An 18,929-nucleotide genomic window follows, 5' to 3' on the forward strand; every position below is an offset into this window, starting at 1 on the left:
GCGGATCGGGGCCCGCCTACGGATTCCTGACCGGTGCTAGAATGTCGAAAGGCAGATCGTTCACCTGACGCGACGGTGTGCGCGGATAGGTCTCGGTATCGGCCGTCGGAGGTACGTTGAATTCGCTGCGCGCGTATGCGTCCGACTGCTTTGCCGGCGGAACGCCCATGGTCGACAGCAACTGTCCCGTTGCCGCCAGCAGACGGTATTCGGCGAACAGCGACGCAAATTGCGCGGTATCCGACAGGGTCGCTGTGTTGAAGCGCGTGTTCTGGGCGTCGAGCACGTCGAGCAGCGAGCGCTGGCCGACCTTGAACTGCTCGCGGTAGGAGGTCACGATCTGCGAACTCGCCCTTGCCTGCTTGGCCAGGGACGCGGCCAGTTCCGCCTGGCGGAAGCGCCGTTCCCAGGAAATGCGAACGGCTTCCTCGATCTCGCGATAGACCTGATGCAGGACCAGGCGCTGCTCGCTGGCCCTGCGGATCTGTTCCTGCTCGTTCGCCTTGTCGATGCCGCCGCGATACAGGTTCCAGCGCAAAACAAGACGCGCCTGCAGGTCATTGGTCTCGCCGTCATCGCCATCGATATCGTCGCCGATGCGCGCCCGGCCTTCGGCTACGATCTCGGGCCCGAACTTCGAGCGCGCGGCATCGACCTCGGCCGCCGCCGCATCGACGTCGGCCGACGCCATGTGAACCCTGGGGTTGTTGGTGCGGGCGAGGCCGATCGCTTCGTCGAGCGAGCGCGGCAACGCCCTGGCGACAGACGATGGCTGCTTCGGGTGGGTCAGAGGCTTTCCGACCGTCTTGAAGAAGCGGATCTTGGCGGCCTCGAGTTCCTCGGTGGCCTCAATCATGCGCGACTGTGCAGAATAGAGGCGCTCTTCGGCCTGCTGGCGATCGGCGTCCGTGAGGGCGCCGCCATCCACGCCCTCGCGAATGTCGGACAGGATGGACTGGTGGACGCCGAGGTTCTTCTTGGCTTCCCCGACGATGGAAGCCTGCAGGAGATACTCGAGGTAGTCCTGAACGACCGCCAGCCCGATGAATTCGGAGCGTTCCAGCACGCGGAAGGAAGCGCCGTCGACGCGGGATGCCTGGCGGTCTTTCTCGGCGCGACGTGCGCCGTGATCATAGAGCTTCTGTGTGATGACGACGCCGGCTTCGTTGGGGTAAAGCGCGTCGTCTTCGATGTCGAGCGCCCTTCTGGACGTGTTGTCCAGCCGGCGCACGCCGGTCGACGCTTCGACATCGATGCTGGGAAGGTAGAGGCCCTTGGCCTGGCGCAGCTCGAATTCGATCGCTTCGCGGTTCTGGATAGCCTGTCCGATTTCCGGATTGGATTCCACCGCGACTGCGATCGCTTCCTTGAGCGTCAGCGCGTAGGCGCTACCGCAGGACAGCATCATCGCAGTCATTGACAGGTATAGTGACCTGCCCACCCACAGTCGCAGACTGTACATGTCAACCACCCAAGCCCGTTTGCACGCAACCACCGCGCGCAATGCCCTGTTACTTGAATAGCATCTTGCCCCGACCATTCGCTACCCCTCCTCTTGCCTTCCTCCCTCCGAATCTGCGTGGAGAATGAGAAAATTGGCTCGAATACCTTCAGGATGTATCCAAAATGACACGAAATCGGTCTCAAATCTGCAGATTAACCGAATTTTAAGAAATCTCACGATGGCTGGCTGCGACAATCGCCGGTTTTGCCGACGAAGTATCTCAAGGCCTGCCTGATGGTGCCAAGCGTGCAAATCCGTGAAACGGGTAGCAACGCTACCATCAAGATTAACCACCGCGACCTTTTATCAGTGCGGAGCATACATGTTTATGCATTCTGCCTTTAGGAGATATTGATTTTCCCGGTTGAAGGCGGTTGGTAGGTCCAAATAGACCAGTCTTGGGCTTGGGGGCGCGAATATGGTCGAGTTGGAAGGCGTTTCGACGTCCTGGGATCAGGATGCTCATGGTTCGGTCGATGACAACTCTGAAACCCGATCGAACTTCGTAGTCGCCGAGGCGGTTGCGGCGGAGCCGCAGCAACAACCTGTCGAGATTTCGGCTCAACCGGGAGTTTCGGAAGAACCGGTCCCGCTCGATGTCGGCAGCGGCGCGCCTGCGGAAGGCACCGCTGCAGTTCCTGCCCATGTCGGCGCCTCGCTCGAATTTACTCCCGACGCCGGCAACGTCGTCCGGCTTCCGGTCGGAATCGCCGTCGACAACATCCGTGTCGAGGGTGCGGATCTCGTACTCGAGCAAGCCGACGGCGTTCTGGTCGTCATCAAGAATGCGGCTGCCAACGTACCGACCTTCATGATCGGCGATGTAGAGGTTCCCCGCATCGCGTTGCTGGCCGCGCTCGAAGCGAGCGGCGTCGACGTCGCCTTCGGCGCCGACGGTTCGATCAGCGCCGGACAAAGCGCCGCGCAGCCCAGCAGTTCGGGCGGCAACTTCGAGCAGCCTCCCGGCGGTATCGGCAACGGCTTTGACCTGTCGGCGCTTCTTCCGCCAACCGCGCTGACGTTCCCCCAATACCAAGGCGAGGAACTCTATCCGAGCCTCCGAGAGGAGATCGACATCCCCGGCGAGGTTCTCGACGGCACGGCGTCGCTTTCGGTTGCCGAAGAAGGCCTGAACGACGACGGCAGCGACGATCCCGACAGCGCGGACGAGACCGATGCGACGGGCACGCTGTCGTTCAAGGCGGGGTCCGACGCGCTGACGGTGCAGTTCGCGGCGATTGCCGGGCAGCCGCAGCCCGGGGCGGGCTTCGACCCGACCGAGTTCGGCCTGCCGCCCGGTACCCAGCTGACCTGGGCCTATGGCTCGGGCGGCGCCGACAAGACGGTGCTGATCGGCTCGCTGGATGGCGTGCAGAAGATCCAGCTGACGCTCGGCGGCGACCTGACGATCGCGGCCGGGGCGACCGGCAACGTGACGGTGACGGCGACGCTGCTCGACGAGACGCCGCACGACTTCACCGGCACCACGGCGAAGAACAGCTTCACCATCAGCGGCGTCGACGTCGAGGCGGTCGACGCCGACAGCGCGGCGCTGACCGCCAGCGTCGATGTCACCGTCGTCGACGACATCCCGACGCTGGTGATCAACGATCCCGACGTCGGAACCCCCGACGATCAGACGACGGTGTCGGAGGGCGGCGGCGTTGCCGGCACGGTCGACGGCACCTGGAGCCACCAGTCCGGCGCCGACGATCCGGCGACGCTGGAGATCAAGATCGACGCCGGCGCCTATGCGACGGTCACCTACGGCGTCGGCCAGACGGTTGTCGGCGAAGGCGGCGAGACGCTCGGCACGCTGACCATCGACAATGACGGCACATGGCATTTCGTGTCGGCCGCCGACATCGACCAGGACCTCGACACCGACTTCAGCTTCACCCTCAAGGTGACCGATTCGGAAGGCGACTTCGTCGAGGACAGCTTCACCGTCACCATCGCGGATGCCCCGATCTGGGAACTCACAGCTGCCGGTTCCGGAGATCCTACCCGCAACACAGTTCTGGAAGGAGCGCTGGCATCCTATATGCTCGAACTGACAAGTGCGACGCCACTGCCCGGCGTCACCTACACTGTCCAACTATCGGTAAATTTCACTTGGATAGATCCGGCTGGCGACAAGACAAACGCGAGCGCCGCAGACATCACATTAGCGGGCACGCAAGACTCAGTTCTTCAGGCGCTCGCGGCTTCGATAAACACAGCAGGTATTTCAGGCGTAACGGCCTCCTTCACGCCAGGCGACAGCTATGTGACCGTTAGTGCCCTGGATCCAGCGGCTACGAGCGTGACGTTCAACCTACCGACACTGGACGACACGATCTTTGAAAATACCGAGGATTTTGGCGTCGTCATATCCTCTCCGTCGGCCAACTCGACGATCAATGCGGCGGCGGACGAGGTTACGACAAACATCGTCAACACCGACGCTCCCCCGGACGTCAGCCTGCTGGGAGTGCTGGTCATCAACGAGATCGGACTGAACACGTCCCAGGGTAAGACTTTCAGCGTCGGCGGCAAAAGCCACACGATCCTGGCCGGGTTGAGCTACATCGAGATAAAGAACCTGTCGACGAACGCGTCCGACACCAGCGGAAGCAAGGTTCCGACGCTGAGGCTCGAGATCACCGACGGTGAGAGCACCCTCTACATCAGCCTGAGCACGCTGGGCGCCATCGATGCGAAGAACTATCTGGTCATCTACGAGAACGGAGTGTGGGTGGAATACGAGCCGGACGGAGATCCCAAGCAGGCAGGCACCTACACGTATTTCGATCCGCTGACGCAGATCGAATCTTCCGCCCTCGGCGGCGACTGGGACTTGGTGATACCCGCTGGGACCACGACTTCCGATCCGCTCGGCGTCAGCCTCTATCAAAAGACCGCCCAAGGCACATTTACAGTTGACGGCTTCCTCGCCAATGGGGTCGATGTCGGAACCAACAACGACGTGTTGGGAGATCCGAACAACAATCTTACCCTTGGTAACGTCATCTGGAATGGTACCAGCGGCAGCCTCGCGCCGGCAGGTGCCGTCACATTGCTGGGCTCCGCGCTCACACAGAACAGCCAATATAACGGAACGCTGGGCGACCAATATCAGGTAGCGGCGACCCTTGGATTGGTTCCACTGCTGCCGATACAGTTCGTAGACGACAGCGTAGCGGCGGGCATACAAAATGCCGACACGACATCGCTGATCTATGCTCGTGAGTTCAATCCCACTGGATTCGGCGGAACGGGCGCTCAGCCGGGAGATGACAACCGCGCCGATCAACCGATTCCGTCGGACACCAACAAGGAATCGGACTGGACGGTCACCTACGGCACTACGCAGGGCAAGACCAACCAGGTCGGAGCAGGCGTCAACGACGGCGGCATTGACTCCCCGAACGCGCAAGACTCGGCCGACGAGACTGATCCGGATCAGGCCTTCAAAAATGGAAACCTCGACAATTCCAATGTCGATGCGCAGTTTGGCGGCCAGACTATCTTGGCGGCCGGCGGAAACGATACGGCATATCCCGGGCAGTTCCGCGGCGGCGATGGCCAGGACTATCTCTACGGCACCACCGGCAACGACAGCATGTTCGGAGGGACCAACAACGATCTGCTTTTCGGCAATTCCGGCAACGATACGCTTCGCGGCGAGACGGGCGCCGACCTTCTGGTGGACGTCATCGGCCAGGATACCCTTCTGGGCGGTAGCGGCGACGATATCCTGATTTCGGGCTCGGAACTGAAACTCTGGGGCGACGGAGGCTTCGTCGACACCAAGACGCTCCCGGGATGGGATGTCGCGGCAAACCAGACTGCTCTGGTTCTCGACGGAATTGCGGCTACCGGTTTCGAGGATGTTCTTGACGGTGGTGCAGGCAATGACATCCTCATCGGTGGTCTGGGTGATGACAATCTCATTGGCGGCGAGGGGGCGGATTTCTTGTCAGGGGGCGGAGGAGCCAATCGACTCGACGTGTCGGAGTTGGTCCAGTCGAGAGATATCATTCAGTTCACAGGGGAGGCGCTTGATGAACTTGACGCTGACGACCTCATAGTCGGGTTCAGTACCGCTGACGACGTGATCGACCTTTCCGAACTTTTCGAGGTAGCCGCAGGCAAGACGATTGCGGATTATGCCGAGATCGACGGTTCGGAACTGCGCATCGACGTGACCGGATCCGGCGGGGCCGGCGGCTGGAACACAATCGCCACGTTCCAGTCCGCTCCGGTCGGCGCCGTTGCGATCCTTTACAACGATGACGGCACGGATGACACATCAGGCACCGTATAGCCGGGAGGACGCAAGAATGGTTCCAAAGGATCCTGCGGCTGTGGGAAGCGAAGAACCCGGCGCCCGGACGCAAGCCACGCCTGAAGTGAATGTAACGACCTGAGGGCGCTCCGATGATGTTTCCGGGCGATGATGAAATCACCGGCGATCCGAGGCCGGAACTGGTGCCTGTTGTAGAACCGGGGGCCCAGGGACCGCTTCCCCTGCCGATCGGCCAGGGGGAGGAACATGGGCTTGGCGATCTCCTGTCCGACGCGCTTCTGGGCGAGGTGATCGACATATCCGACCTCATTCCGCGCGTCTTTTCGCCTTCACAGTCAACGCATTATTTCCCCAGTGTGGAACCGGTCGTGGCTGGGCCCGGCGCGCTTGATGCCTCCGACTTCGCCGTCGCGTCCGGCGGGGCGCCGGCGCTGAACATTCTCTACGACGACGACATGCTGGCTTCGGATACCGCGATCCGGTAGTTTGTGCCTCGGCAGCAGTCGAGGCGGGCTTGGGTGGGACATCCGGAAGCGTCCGGTTGGCCGGTCAACAAAGGGGGAAAAGATGGGGTGGGGTTGGATCGAGCGGCCAGCGCTGGCCGGCATTTTCGCGGCCTGTCTCGTCGGGCAGGTTGTCGCCGCGGACCTGTCCACGGTGCCTGACGCCGACTATTGCGCGGTGGCCGGCACTTCGAACCTTGTACTCATCGACGATCTGGCCGAACTCAGGGGCGAGGTCGTCCGGTTGATGGACGAGTCGGTGGCGGTCGCCAGGTCGAGCGAATGGATCAATTCGTCCCGGCCTGTGTTCGTCTGGGCGTCGGAAGCCAAGGCCTATTGCGGCATGGCCTACGGCTACCTGCGCACGAACTACAAGGACGAGGATACCATCAACAAATGCGAGTGCTTTCACAGCCGCATGATCGAATACATGAACTGATCGGCCGGTTGCGTTCCCGCCCGTCCACTGTCGTGCCTTCTGCGAGGAAGTGATCGCCGTCGCCCGCGGCGAAACGACCGATTGCGATCCCAAGCTGGTCGAGAAATCGTTTCCCAGATTCCAAAGTCCGGTAACCATAAGAGCCGACATTGGGGACGGGAACGGCCAATAGATCAAATGCCTGGAATCGAATCAAGGTTCGGTTCATGTTGCGGCGATAGTGGGTTGCGGGGCTCAACGACCGGAGAAGACGCGTGTCGGGCAACGCGGGCAATCCCACTGTGCAAGAGTGGCAGCGAACAGCCGCGAATGCGGGTCTGGCGCTAATAGGCTGCTCCGGCGGCGCGCTGATCTTCAACTATGTGCTGTTTCGCGCGTCAGGCCTGCCGTTCCTCTGGACCGGTGTGGTCAGCGCCGCCGTGATCTCCTTGTCGATCGCCGCGCCGCTTCTGATCGTCGCAGCGCGTCGCGAACGTGTGCTGTCCGGTCTTCGCCAAAAGCTCAACCGGGCGTCGTCCGCGGACCACCTGACCGACTGTCTCGACAGCGCGGCATTCACCGCGCTGACCGATGCGTTCCGGGGCGGGATGGGGCGGTCTGCCGGGCGTCGCGGTGCGCTTCTGGTCATTGATGTCGATCACTTCAAGCAGGTGAAGGCGCGTTTCGGCCGGTCCTGGGGCGACGAGGCGCTGCGCGTGGTCTCGAACGGCATACGGGCGTCGGTTCGCAGCGGAGATCTCGTCGGCCGCCTTGGCGGGGAGGAGTTCGGCGTCTTTCTGCCTGGCGCGGGGCGCGAGAATGCCGAAGACATCGCGGAACGGGTCCGCCAGGTGGTGGCGGATACCTTGTTCGAACCGGGCGGAAAGCGCTGTTTGCTGACCGTGAGCGTCGGCGGCGCCGTGTTCGAGGATCAACTGATCTTCGATGAGTTGATCGAGGCTGCGGAAGTGCAGCTTCACGCTGCGAGAAAACAGGGACGCAACCGAACCTCGATCGGCATGCTGCTTCCCGATCCTGAAACCGCGCATCCTGAAATGGCTGTCCACGAGCCTGGCGGAGCAAGGCACTAGCCAGGGATTTGTTCGGAAGAGACGCGGCCTGTGTGTTGCTCAGGAAGCGCGCTGGTCTTGCGTCCGCGGCCTCTCGGCTTCTATCTAACGTCAGCGTTTAAAGTCGTTCAACAATGGCGCGCCCGAAAGGATTCGAACCTCTGACCCCCAGATTCGTAGTCTGGTGCTCTATCCAGCTGAGCTACGGGCGCGCATCAGGCCAAAGGCCAAGGGCCAGTGGATGTCCGGCCGCGACGTGTGGTGCTACCTAGCGATGACACGGACGAAAAGCAAGCGGCTTGCTGGAAAACTTTCGTTCCCGGATGTCGCAGGCGTCAGCGCGTAGGTCGGAACGGTGGCGGTTGGGGCCTTTGGACAGCCTGATGCCGCCCTGGTGCCATTCCGCTGCGCTGCGCGGCCGCTCAGGCCGGCCGTCGCAGGCCCCGCGCCTCGTCGAGGCGCACGGGCTGGTCCGGGATCGTCACCGCGAACACGGTCCGCCCGCCGATGCTCTCGACCAGTTCGAGCGTGCCGCCATGGGCGCGCACCAGTTCGTGGGCGATCGCCAGCCCGAGCCCGGTGCCGCCGCTGCGGGCCGAGCCGCGGAAAGCGGCAAACAGGTTCTCGCGCGCCTTCTGCGGCAGGCCGGGGCCGGTGTCGGTCACCTGGATGCGGCTGACGCTTCCGGTCCGCTCGGCCGAGATGGTCAGCCGCCGCACGACGGCGGCGTCCTCGTCGCCGGCCATCGCCTCGATCGCGTTGCGCGCCAGGTTGGTCAGCACGCGGAACAGCTGGTCGGAATCGGCATCGACCTCCATGTCGGCTTCGACCGCGTTGACGAACTCGATCCCGATTGCGGCTTCGACGCCGAGCAGATCGCCCACTTCGTCGACGAGTTGCCGCAGCCGCAGCCGCCTGCGCGAGGGCGGCGGGTCCTGCGTTCGGCCGTAGGCCAGGACGCCCTCGGAATAGGACACCGCGCGGTCGAGCGCGCGCAGCAGCTTGGGCGCTACCGCCTGGACGGAGGGGTCGCGCACGCCGCTCAGGCGGTCGCTGAGCAGCTGCGCGGAGGCCAGGATGTTGCGCATGTCGTGGTTGATCTTGGAGACGGCCAGGCCGAGGTCGGCGAGGTGCTTCTGCTCGGCGAGGGTCCTTTGCAGCTGTCCCTGCATGCCTGCCAGTTCGCGCTCGGCGACGCCGATCTCGTCGTCCCGGTTCTCGGGCGCGATGACGCGCCTGGGATCGTCGGGCGACCGCGCGAAGGCGAGCATGGAACTGGTCATGGCGCGGATCGGCCGGATCATGATGCGGTCGATGGCGGCGTAGACGAGCGTCGCCGTGAACAGCGAGATCACGAGAGACAAAAGCGCGACGTTGCGCGAATAGACGAGCATCGCGGCGCGCAACCGCTTGTCGGGGATCACCAGCTCGAACTCGGTGTCGCTCTCGCCGACAGTGCCGAAAACCCGGATGATCCGGTCGCCGCCGAAGAACAGCGTGTCAAGCGCGCCCGACATCGCGTCGATCGGGCCGCTGCCTGCGAGGTCGACATGCTCGTCGACCTGCGGCGGCATCTCGGCGATTACCAGGAGCCGCGACACGCCGCCGTTGCGCACTGCGACAGCCTTGGCGCCCAGCGCCGCCAGCACGTCGTCCTGAAGCGTGCGGGGCAGGCTCTCCGAATCGTCCTGCACCAGAACGACCGACACCGCCGCCGCCGTGCCCAGCCGCTCCTCGAGCCATCGCAGCTTGAAGTTGGCGACGGAGGGGAGGAAGATCAGCACCTCGGCCATCATGACGAAAAGGACGGTGAGCATCAGAAGCTTGGTCGACAGGCCGCGTGCAAGCGGCACCGACCGCGGCGGCGCCTGTCCGGCATCCCCCACCGCGTCCTGCGTCTCCCTGTCGCTCATGCCAGACTACCCAGCCCTGGAAACGGCGCGCCGCCTCAGCCGAACATCCGCAGCAGGCGCACCATGCTGCGCACCGGCGCTCGCCGCGCTCTCCCCGCAAAATAGGCGATTGCGGCGTCTTTGCCAATTTCGGCGGTTGTCGGGTAGGGCGGAATGGAGGCCGCCATTTCGTTGAGGCCAAGCCGTTTGGCGAGGGCCAGCGCCCAAATCCCGATCATTTCGGACGCGTTGGCGCCGGCAATGGAGACACCGAGCAGTTCGCCGTCTCGCGCCACAACCAGCTTCACATGCCCGTCCGTTTTTCGCTCGGCTCGCGCCCGGTCGTTCTCGGCATATGGCCAGCGCAAAATGGTCAGGCGGCGATGGCGCCTGGCCGCCTCGGCCTCGGTCAATCCCACGCTGGCCAGTTCGGGGTCGGCGCCGACGAGGCGCGGGACGATGGCGCGGTCCTTCGCCGGCAGCCGGAACAGGAGCGCCTTCAGCACGAGGCCGGCCTGATGCCTGGCGGCCTGGACCGTATCGGCCCCGGCCACGCCGCCGATCGCATAGATGCGCCTGTTTGTCGTGCGCAGCATGGCGCTGACGTCGACCACGCCGTCCCTGAGGGCGACGCGCGCCTTCTTCAGGTCGAGCGCGGCGACATCGGGCGTGCGGCCGGCGGCAGTCATCAGGTGGCTTCCGTCGATCTCGTCAGGCTCGGCGCCTTCGCCGGTCGCCACGAGCACCCTGACGCTCGTCTTGCCGCGGCGCTCGACCGCCGTCACATTGACGCCCTCGCGAATGGTCACGCCCTCGGCCGACAGCCGGCGGGTCAGGACCGCCACCATTTCGGGATCTTCCCGCGGAACCAGGGAGCCCTCGGCGAGCACAGTAACCTGCGAACCGAGCCGGCGGAACGTCTGCGCCAGTTCAAGGGCAGACGCATCCCCGCCGACGATGATCAGGTGGGCCGGCCGGCGATCAAGGTCGAGCACGGTGTCGGCGTTCAGGCCGCCAATCTCGTCGAGCCCAGGGATCTCCGGCACCACAGCCGAGGAGCCGGTCGCCAGCACGTAGCGGCGCGCGCGGATCTCGGTGTCGCCGGCAAGCAGCCTGCGCCGTCCCGTGAAGCGCGCCTCTTCGCGGATGACGGTGACGCCGAGCGTGGCCAGCCTTTCCGTCGAGAAGGCCGGCGTTGCGCCCGCGACCACGTCGCGCACCCCAGACATCACCGCCTTGAAGTCGATCTCCGGATCGGATTCGGCGAGCCCGAACCTCGCGGCGTCTCGAATCGCCTGCGCCTGCCTCGCGGCTGCGTTCAGCGCCGCGTGGGCAAGGCAGGCGCGGCCACCGGCGGCAGGCCGGTCGACCAGGACCACGTCCACGCCGTAGGCTGCGGCGCCCATCGCGACCGCCAGCCCGCCGGTGCCGCCGCCGATAACGCAGATGTCTGGTGTGAGTGCCTTCGCCATGTACCCGATCAATCCGAAGCCCGGCGCTTCGCGCGGCGAAGGCCGAGTCGCGTGTGTGGACCCCGGACCTTCCTTACAATCGTGGCGAGTGCCGCGACAAGCGCCGGAGCCGGCAAGGCCAGGCAATTCTCGGCCCAATGACCTCCGTCCGGTCCCGGCAGGAGCCGCGGCATCCGGTTTTCCCGCCAAGGACCCTGGGCCTGGCGCCCGGGTTTGCCGTCGCCGGGGTCACATTGACTCTCGCGCCCCTTCTTCTTATAAGCCCGCGCACGCTCGGGTCTCCGCCCGGCGCGATTTCTATTGCGCCAAGGCCACCCGGCCAAGCTCCTGTTGCACTGGTGACAGAATTAAGAAGGGCCGCACGCCGCGGTATTAAAACAAATGAAGCGTACCTATCAGCCGTCAAAACTCGTCCGCAAGCGTCGGCATGGATTCCGTGCCCGCATGGCCACCAAGGGAGGCCGTGGCGTGATCGCCGCTCGCCGCAACCGTGGCCGCAAGCGGCTCTCCGCCTGACCGAAGGCGTTCCGTTGCCGGTACCCGGCAAGCTCCGGAACCCCGCGCCCGCCCGACTGCGCAAGCGGGCGGAGTTTCTGGCCGTCCGCCGTGGCGAAAAGCGCCGCGGACGGCTTTTTCTGCTTGAAGTGCTGGACCGCGGCGATGACGCCCCGCCGCGCGTCGGCTTCACGGTTACAAAGAAAGTCGGCAACGCGGTGGTGCGCAACCGCGTCCGCCGGCGGCTCAAGGAAGCCGTCCGCGTTCAGGCCGCAGGTGACATGCGGCGCGGCAGCGACTATGTGATCGTCGGGCGCGAGGATGTGCTTGCCGCTCCCTTCGCGGAACTCGGGGCGGAGCTTTCGCGGCGGCTGCGCAAGGCGCGTTAGGATCCCAAAAGCATGGAAAACAACCGCAACTTCTTCATCACCATCGCGCTTTCTGTGCTGATCCTGACCGTATGGCAGGTCTTCTACATGAATCCGAAGATCGAGTCGCAGCGCGAAACCGCTCGCATCGAGCAGGAACGCACGGCTGCCGAACAGGGGCAGGCCGCGACGAACAATGCGGGCGCCGCCGGCGAAGCGCCGGGCCTTCCGGGAAGCGCGACGCCTGGTCTGCCGGCCGCGGCATCGCCGGCCGGCGAAGCCCCTGCCGCAGCCGCTGCAGCCGCGAGCCCGCGCCTGACGATCGACACGCCGAGCCTTTCGGGCTCCATCAGCCTTGTCGGCGGCCGCATCGACGACGTCCGGCTGAAGCGCTACCACGAGACGGTCGACGACAGGTCGCCTGAGATCCAGTTGCTCAACCCACCAGACAAGCCGCACGGCTATTTTGCCGAGGTCGGGTTCATCGGCCAGCCGGACGCCGGCGCGCTGCCAGGCGCGGATACGCTCTGGACGGCAGAGGGGAACCAGACGCTCACCCCCACGACACCTGTCGTGCTCACTTTCACCAACGACAAGGGCCTTGCCTTCCGGCGCACCATCGCGGTCGATCAGAGCTACATGTTCACGATCTCGGACACGGTCGCCAACGCTGGCGACAAGTCCGCCGCCCTGCACAATTACGGGCGTGTCATGCGCTTCGACAAGCCGACCACCGCCTCGATCTACGTGCTGCATGAAGGCCTGATCGGCGTGACCGGCGAGGAAGGGCTGCAGGAGATCGACTATTCGGACGTCGAGGAGGCCAAGCAGATCAAGCCCGGCAAGTCGACCGATGGCTGGCTCGGCATCACCGACAAATACTGGGCAGTGGCGCTCGTACCGTCCGGCCAGCAGGCGTTCCAGCCGGGCTACGCCTATTTCGACGACAACGGGCGGCCACGCTACCGCGCCGATTTCGTGACCGACGCGATCGATGTCGCGCCGGGCGCCTCGGCCACCGTCGAGACCCGCGTCTTTGCCGGCGCCAAGGAAGTCGGGACGATCCAGGCCTACGAGAACGACCAGAAGATCCGCCAGTTCGACCTGCTGATCGACTGGGGCTGGTTCTATTTCATCACCAAGCCGATGTTCTACCTCATCGACTGGCTCTACAAGGCGCTTGGCAACTTCGGCCTGGCCATCCTCGCCACCACCGTCGTCGTCAAGGCGATCTTCTTCCCGCTTGCCAACAAGTCGTACAAGTCGATGGCGAACATGAAGAAGGTTCAGCCCAAGATGCTCGAGATCCGCGAAAAATACGCGGACGACAAGATGAAGCAGCAGCAGGCGATGATGGAGCTGTACAAGACGGAGAAGATCAATCCGCTTGCCGGCTGCTGGCCGGTGCTGATCCAGATCCCCGTCTTCTTCGCGCTCTACAAGGTCCTCTATGTCACCATCGAGATGCGGCATGCGCCGTTCTTCGGCTGGATTCAGGATCTCGCTGCGCCCGATCCGACGTCGGTGTTCAACCTGTTCGGGCTGCTCCCCTACACCGTGCCTGCCTTCCTGCTGATCGGCGTCTGGCCGCTCATCATGGGCGTGACGATGTTCCTGCAGATGCGCATGAACCCGACGCCGCCCGACCCGACGCAGGCGATGATCTTCAACTGGATGCCTGTGATCTTCACCTTCATGCTGGCGTCCTTCCCGGCCGGCCTCGTCATCTACTGGGCCTGGAACAACTTCCTGTCGATCGTCCAGCAGGGTGTGATCATGAAGCGCCAGGGCGCCAAGATCGAACTGTGGGACAATCTGATCGGGCTGTTCAAGAAGAAGCCGACGCCGGCCGAATAGCGCTTCCGGCTGCGTCTCATCACTGTTCCAAAGTTTCAGCGGCCGGCTTTGCCTGCCGCTGAAACTTTTTTGTCATGTCGTTCGTGATTTCGGAGGCCCTGATCTCCAGGGCCTTGATGCCGAGGGCTTTCGGCGCAGGGACGGCCGACCACCCAGTGGCTTTCCGGGGGCCAAGACCGCCCCAGCCTCACCGAGAGGCATGCGTCAACTTCCTTGAAAGCCGACCGGCGCGGCCGGGGTCCCCGCGATGTCCCTTCTCGGGGATCCCGGCATGTTCGCCGGGTCGAGTCGTTATGCGGGCAGGACGCCGCCGAGTTCGTCCTCGACATGCGCCCGGACGATCTCGTCGAAAGACGTCTCAGCCTTGAAGCCGAGCGAGATAGCCCGGCTTGCGTCAAAGTTCTGCGGCCAGCCGCCGACCATCTTGATGATCGCTTCGTCGGGCTGGCGGCGGATCAGCTTGACTGCGTTCTCGCCGGCGAACCTGCGCAGCGCCTCGATCTCCTCCCCAACGGTTGCCGACAGACCCGGCATGGTGAGCGAGCGCTTGCTGCCCAGCGCGCTGGTGTCGAGTTCGGCGGCATGGAGGAGGAAGCCCACCGCGGCCCGCGGGCTGGCGAACCAGTGACGCACGCTATCGTCCACCGGAAGGATCGCCTCGATCCCCGACAGCGGCTCGCGCAGGATGTTTGAGAAGAAGCCGGAAGCTGCCTTGTTCGGCCTGCCCGGCCGGATCACGATTGTCGGCAGCCTGATGCCGATACCGTCGAGGAAGCCGCGCCGCGAATAGTCGGCCAGCAGCAGTTCCCCGATCGCCTTCTGCGTGCCGTAGCTGGTGAGCGGCGTGTGGTGATGGGTATCGCCGATGATCGCCGGCAGCGGTTCGCCGTAGACGGCGATCGAAGACGTGAAGACCAGCTTCGGCTTGTAGGGCGCGCGCTTGCCTTCCAGCCTGATCGCCTCGAGCAGTTCGCGCGTACCGTCGAGATTGATGCGGTAGCCCTTCTCGAAATCGGCTTCGGCTTCTCCGGAGACGATGGCTGCGAGATGGAAGATCAGGTCGGGCCGTTCGGCTACAAGCCCGGCGGCGACGCCATCGTCCGAGAGGTCGGTTGCGACCGTGCTGACCTTGCCGGCAAAGCCCGCCGGAGCGGCAGGCTCGACGATGTCGGCCAGCGTCAGCCTTTCGACCGGCTTGCCCGATACTTCGCCCCTGGCGACCAGCGCCTCGACCAGTTTGCGCCCGACCATTCCGGCCGNCAGCGGTTCGCCGTAGACGGCGATCGAAGACGTGAAGACCAGCTTCGGCTTGTAGGGCGCGCGCTTGCCTTCCAGCCTGATTGCCTCGAGTAGTTCGCGCGTACCGTCGAGATTGATGCGGTAGCCCTTCTCGAAATCGGCTTCGGCTTCTCCGGAGACGATGGCTGCGAGATGGAAGATCAGGTCGGGCCGTCCGGCTACAAGCCCGGCGGCGACGCCATCGTCCGAGAGGTCGGTCGCGACCGTGCTGACCTTGCCGGCAAAGCCCGCCGGAGCGGCAGGCTCGACGATGTCGGCCAGCGTCAGCCTTTCGACCGGCTTGCCTGATACTTCGCCCTTGGCGACCAGCGCCTCGACCAGTTTGCGCCCGACCATTCCGGCCGCGCCGATGACAAGTATGTGCATTTTCGCCCGCCTGCTCGCGATCAATCTGGCTTGGTTTCATCGGAAACGTCCGTCTGCGGACGGTCGTCGCCTTGCGAAACCTCGTCGTGCCACTGGCCCGACGCATCTTCGTACTCGATTCCCTCGGTTTTGCCAGCAACCTGCTGTTCGGCCGCCGCGATCCTGGCCGCGGCGAGCGCGTCGGCGTGCGTGGGAAAGGTCTCCGAATAGGTCTGGCCGAGCCTGTAGGCCCAGCCGCCGTCATGCTCGACGACTTCGTAGGTAACCTTGGTCATGGAGTTCTCCATTCTGCCCGGTCGGCCCGACAATGTGCGGCCGGTGCGCCGCGCTCAGGCGGCGGCTGCCTCGCGCCAGGCCGACGCCAGCACGCGCAGCCAGTTGTCCCGGCATATCTTGGCGAGGTCCTCGCGACCATAACCGGCGTTCCGCAACCCTTCAACGAGCTTCTGGAGGCCGGCAGCGTCGCCGATCCCGGCTGGAACCGTCGCGCCGTCGAAGTCGGAGCCGATCGCCACGCCGTCGATGCCGACCCGGTCCACGAGGTGGTCGATGTGGCGGATCATGTCCGAAATCGGCGTGTCGGCGTCTTCGCGGCCGTCGGGCCGGAGCATGGCGACGGCGAAGTTGAGGCCGACAAGTCCGTTGCTCTCACGTAACGCGTCGAGCTGGCGGTCGGTCAGGTTGCGCGCCGCCGGCGTCACCGCGTGGGCGTTGGAGTGGCTGACTACCAGCGGCTGGTCCGTGAGGCCGGCGACGTCCCAAAATCCCTTCTCGGTGATGTGCGCCAGGTCGATGAGGATGCCGAGCCTGTTGCATGCCGCCACCAGCCGCCTGCCGGCATCGGTGAGACCCGGACCGGTGTCGGGGCTCATCGGATAGGCGAAGGGCACGCCGTGCCCGAAGATGTTTGGGCGGCTCCACACCGGCCCGAGCGAGCGCAGGCCGGCGGCATGGAATGTTTCCAGCGCGGAGAGGTCGGCGTCGAGCGGCTCGCAGCCCTCCATGTGCAGGACGGCGGCGAAGGACCCGGCGCTCGCCGCCGCCGCGATGTCGGTCGAACCGCGGCAGATGCTCCATCCACCGGCCCGGTCGATGCGCAGCGCAATCGCCATCATCTCCAGCGCGACGTCGAGCGAGGGCCGGCGTTCCAGCGGGGCGGCGAGCGGCGTGGCGTAGCGGCCGCTCTCGTCAGGCGCAGCGAAGTCGAGATCGCCCGACGAGATGTAGATGGCGCAGAGGCCGCCGATCAGACCACCCGCCCTGGCGCGGGCCCGGTCGATATGGCCCCGTTCGGCGCCTTTGATGCCGAGCGCTGTCGGCCCGTCGATGAATTCCGCGACCGGATCGATGCCCTTCGCGGCATGGTTCCACAGCCTGAGCAGGACGTCGTTGTGGCCGTCGAAGACGGGCTGCAGGGGGGCTTGGTTCATGATGCGCGGCGCGTCCGCCCTCAGGGAAGGAACTGGTATTCGTGCAGCTTGCGGTAGGCGCCGTCGGGCTTGGCCAGCAGTTCGGCATGCGTTCCCTGCTCGATCGCCCGGCCGCCATCCATGACGATGATGTTGTGGGCGCGATGCACGGTCGACAGCCGATGGGCAATCGCGATCGTCGTGCGTCCTTCCTGCAGGTTGTCGAGCGCGTCGCGGAACAGCGATTCCGATTCGGCATCGAGTGCGCTGGTGGCCTCGTCGAGCAGCAGGACCTGCGAATTGCGCAGCATCGCGCGCGCGATCGAGATGCGCTGCCGCTGGCCGCCCGAAAGCAGCACGCCGTTTTCGCCGATGTTGGTGTCGTAGCCGTCGGGCAACGCCTTGATGAAGGCGTGCGCGTTGGCGGCCTTGGCAGCGGCGATCACCTCGTCGTCGGTGGCGTCCTGCCGACCCATGCGGATATTGTGCATCACCGTCGCGTCGAACAGGAACGTGTCCTGGCTGACATAGGCGAACCTTTCGCGCAGGGAATGCAGCGTCGCGTCCTTGATATCCACCCCGTCGAACAGCACCCGACCGCTGTCAGGGTCGTAGAGCCGCATGATCAGGTTGAGGACCGTCGACTTGCCGCCGCCGGAGGCGCCGACGAGCGCGGTCATCTTGCCCGCCGGGAAGACGATATTGAGGTCGGTCAGCACCGGTTCGTCGTCGCGATAGGAGAAGCAGACGTTGTCGAACCTGATTTCGCCGGCGCCTTCCGGCAGCGGCTTGGCGTCCGGCGCCTCCGTCAGCTTCAGCGGCCGGTCGGTCATCTCGTACATCAGCCGCACGCCGACCATGCCGCTTTCGAGCGCGATGCGCGCCCGCGCCAGGCGCTTGGCGGGCTCGTAGGCAAGCAGCAACGCCGTGATGAACGCCATGACCGAACCGGGCGTGTGGCCGCCTTCCACGATCAGGTAGCCGCTGATCAGGATCACGCCGGCGATCGCTAGGCCGGCAAGCGTCTCCATGATCGGGCCGGTGATCGCCTGCAGGGCGGCCATGCTGTTCGCCCGCCGCTGCACGTCGGCCACGGCGGAGTACATCCGGTCGCGCATCATGCCTTCGAGGTTGAAGGATTTGACGATGCGCGCGCCGAATACCGTCTCCTGCAGGACCCGCATGATGATCGACACGGACACCAGTTCCTGCTTCGCGATCTTGCGCGTCCTCTTGAGGAGCTTGTTGACCATCAGGATGGCGATCGGGCCGATGATGAAGGCGACGAGCGACAGCATCGGCTGCTGGACGGCCATGACCGCAACCAGTCCGACGACCGAAAATAGGTCGCGGATGAACGACGTGACCAGCGTGTCGACCACCGAACGCGCCTTCTGCGCGCTCTGCGTGATGCGCATGATCAGGTCGGCCGACGAATAGGAATGGTAGAATTCGATGCCGTGCTCCAGCACACGGTCATAGATCCTGAGCTGCCGGTCGGCGATGATCGAGTTGCCGGCGCGGCTGAGGAACAGCGTCTGGATGAAGGTCGCCAGGCCCTTGACGATGAAGATCGTCGCTACCGCACCGGCTATCAGATAGATGGTGTCGATGTCCTTGGGGCCGGAGAACTCGTTCGCGATGTCGCGCATGATCCAGGCGCTTGCCGCGGTCATCCCGGCGACCACGATCATTGCGGAAATCGCGATGCTGTAGTCGAAAACGTGCTTGCGGAAGGATTCGCGCAACAGCCGCGCGACGAGACGCTGGTTTGCGGAGGAGCGGAAGAACTTGAGCAAATTGGAACGTCCCGGAAAATCGGCGCAGGCGGCGTATATAGGAAGGAACCCGCCAAGTCACGGTTGAATGGCTTCCCACGGGCTGCCGCAGGTGCATGGTGGCCACGATTCCGCGCCCAGGCGATCGGTCTGTGGGTTATGCATGATCGCGACGGGCAGTCGATTGCCGGTGTCGCCGATTTCCCC

The 18,929-nt window shown here is 64.5% G+C and carries 14 protein-coding genes and 1 tRNA gene; 7 read left to right on the plus strand and 8 right to left on the minus strand.

Features of this window, described 5'->3' with window-relative positions; translation table 11 throughout:
• Positions 1-16: 16 nt before the first annotated feature.
• Positions 17-1,462, minus strand: a complete 1,446-nt coding sequence (locus ABUE31_RS21210) for a TolC family outer membrane protein (RefSeq protein ID WP_437344169.1) — start codon at positions 1,460-1,462, stop codon at positions 17-19.
• A 460-nt stretch (positions 1,463-1,922) separates the two neighbouring features.
• Between ABUE31_RS21210 and ABUE31_RS21215 the strand changes: the two genes are divergently transcribed.
• The 4 genes from ABUE31_RS21215 to ABUE31_RS21230 all read left to right on the plus strand — a co-directional run bounded on the left by ABUE31_RS21215 (position 1,923) and on the right by ABUE31_RS21230 (position 7,807).
• On the plus strand, positions 1,923-5,813 hold the full coding sequence (locus ABUE31_RS21215) for a calcium-binding protein (protein ID WP_367725752.1): 3,891 nt from the start codon (positions 1,923-1,925) through the stop codon (positions 5,811-5,813).
• A 113-nt stretch (positions 5,814-5,926) separates the two neighbouring features.
• Complete coding sequence (locus ABUE31_RS21220; RefSeq protein ID WP_367725753.1) at positions 5,927-6,280, plus strand: hypothetical protein; 354 nt, start codon at positions 5,927-5,929, stop codon at positions 6,278-6,280.
• Between the two features lie 82 nt (positions 6,281-6,362).
• Positions 6,363-6,737: a hypothetical protein gene (locus ABUE31_RS21225; protein ID WP_367725754.1), complete on the plus strand. Its 375-nt coding sequence runs from the start codon at positions 6,363-6,365 to the stop codon at positions 6,735-6,737.
• 254 nt (positions 6,738-6,991) lie between these two features.
• On the plus strand, positions 6,992-7,807 hold the full coding sequence (locus ABUE31_RS21230; protein WP_367725755.1) for a GGDEF domain-containing protein: 816 nt from the start codon (positions 6,992-6,994) through the stop codon (positions 7,805-7,807).
• A gap of 114 nt (positions 7,808-7,921) precedes the next feature.
• Here ABUE31_RS21230 and ABUE31_RS21235 read toward each other — a convergent pair.
• The 3 genes from ABUE31_RS21235 to ABUE31_RS21245 form a co-directional block, all read right to left on the minus strand.
• Positions 7,922-7,998, minus strand: a tRNA-Arg gene (locus ABUE31_RS21235).
• A gap of 210 nt (positions 7,999-8,208) precedes the next feature.
• Positions 8,209-9,699 carry an ATP-binding protein gene (locus ABUE31_RS21240; protein WP_367725756.1) on the minus strand — a complete coding sequence of 497 codons (1,491 nt, stop codon included), beginning with the start codon at positions 9,697-9,699 and terminating at the stop codon, positions 8,209-8,211.
• A 35-nt stretch (positions 9,700-9,734) separates the two neighbouring features.
• Positions 9,735-11,150: a dihydrolipoyl dehydrogenase family protein gene (locus ABUE31_RS21245; protein WP_367725757.1), complete on the minus strand. Its 1,416-nt coding sequence runs from the start codon at positions 11,148-11,150 to the stop codon at positions 9,735-9,737.
• A gap of 381 nt (positions 11,151-11,531) precedes the next feature.
• On the opposite strand from ABUE31_RS21245, the gene rpmH reads away from it, so the two are divergent.
• Genes rpmH through yidC form a run of 3 tightly spaced genes read left to right on the plus strand, consistent with a single transcriptional unit; the run spans position 11,532 to position 13,870 of the window.
• Positions 11,532-11,666, plus strand: coding sequence for a 50S ribosomal protein L34 (gene rpmH, locus ABUE31_RS21250; protein ID WP_011579721.1), 135 nt, complete (start codon positions 11,532-11,534; stop codon positions 11,664-11,666).
• Positions 11,667-11,680: 14 nt separating this feature from the next.
• Complete coding sequence (rnpA, locus tag ABUE31_RS21255) at positions 11,681-12,034, plus strand: ribonuclease P protein component (RefSeq protein ID WP_367725758.1); 354 nt, start codon at positions 11,681-11,683, stop codon at positions 12,032-12,034.
• 12 nt (positions 12,035-12,046) lie between these two features.
• On the plus strand, positions 12,047-13,870 hold the full coding sequence (yidC, locus tag ABUE31_RS21260) for a membrane protein insertase YidC (protein WP_367725759.1): 1,824 nt from the start codon (positions 12,047-12,049) through the stop codon (positions 13,868-13,870).
• Between the two features lie 291 nt (positions 13,871-14,161).
• Here yidC and denD read toward each other — a convergent pair whose 3' ends face one another.
• Genes denD through ABUE31_RS21285 form a run of 4 tightly spaced genes read right to left on the minus strand, consistent with a single transcriptional unit; the run spans position 14,162 to position 18,743 of the window.
• Entirely contained in the window at positions 14,162-15,535 is a 1,374-nt protein-coding gene (gene denD / locus ABUE31_RS21265; RefSeq protein ID WP_437344172.1) for a D-erythronate dehydrogenase, read from the minus strand.
• 20 nt (positions 15,536-15,555) lie between these two features.
• Positions 15,556-15,810 carry a DUF2188 domain-containing protein gene (locus tag ABUE31_RS21275; RefSeq protein ID WP_367725760.1) on the minus strand — a complete coding sequence of 85 codons (255 nt, stop codon included), beginning with the start codon at positions 15,808-15,810 and terminating at the stop codon, positions 15,556-15,558.
• Positions 15,811-15,864: 54 nt separating this feature from the next.
• A complete protein-coding gene (locus ABUE31_RS21280) occupies positions 15,865-16,950 on the minus strand; it encodes a dipeptidase (RefSeq protein WP_367725851.1) in 1,086 nt (361 codons plus the stop codon).
• Between the two features lie 35 nt (positions 16,951-16,985).
• Positions 16,986-18,743, minus strand: a complete 1,758-nt coding sequence (locus ABUE31_RS21285; RefSeq protein ID WP_367725761.1) for an ABC transporter ATP-binding protein — start codon at positions 18,741-18,743, stop codon at positions 16,986-16,988.
• Between the last annotated feature and the right edge of the window lie 186 nt (positions 18,744-18,929).

Origin of the sequence: Mesorhizobium marinum (assembly GCF_040813675.1) — a bacterium.
GTDB lineage: Bacteria > Pseudomonadota > Alphaproteobacteria > Rhizobiales > Rhizobiaceae > Mesorhizobium_K > Mesorhizobium_K marinum.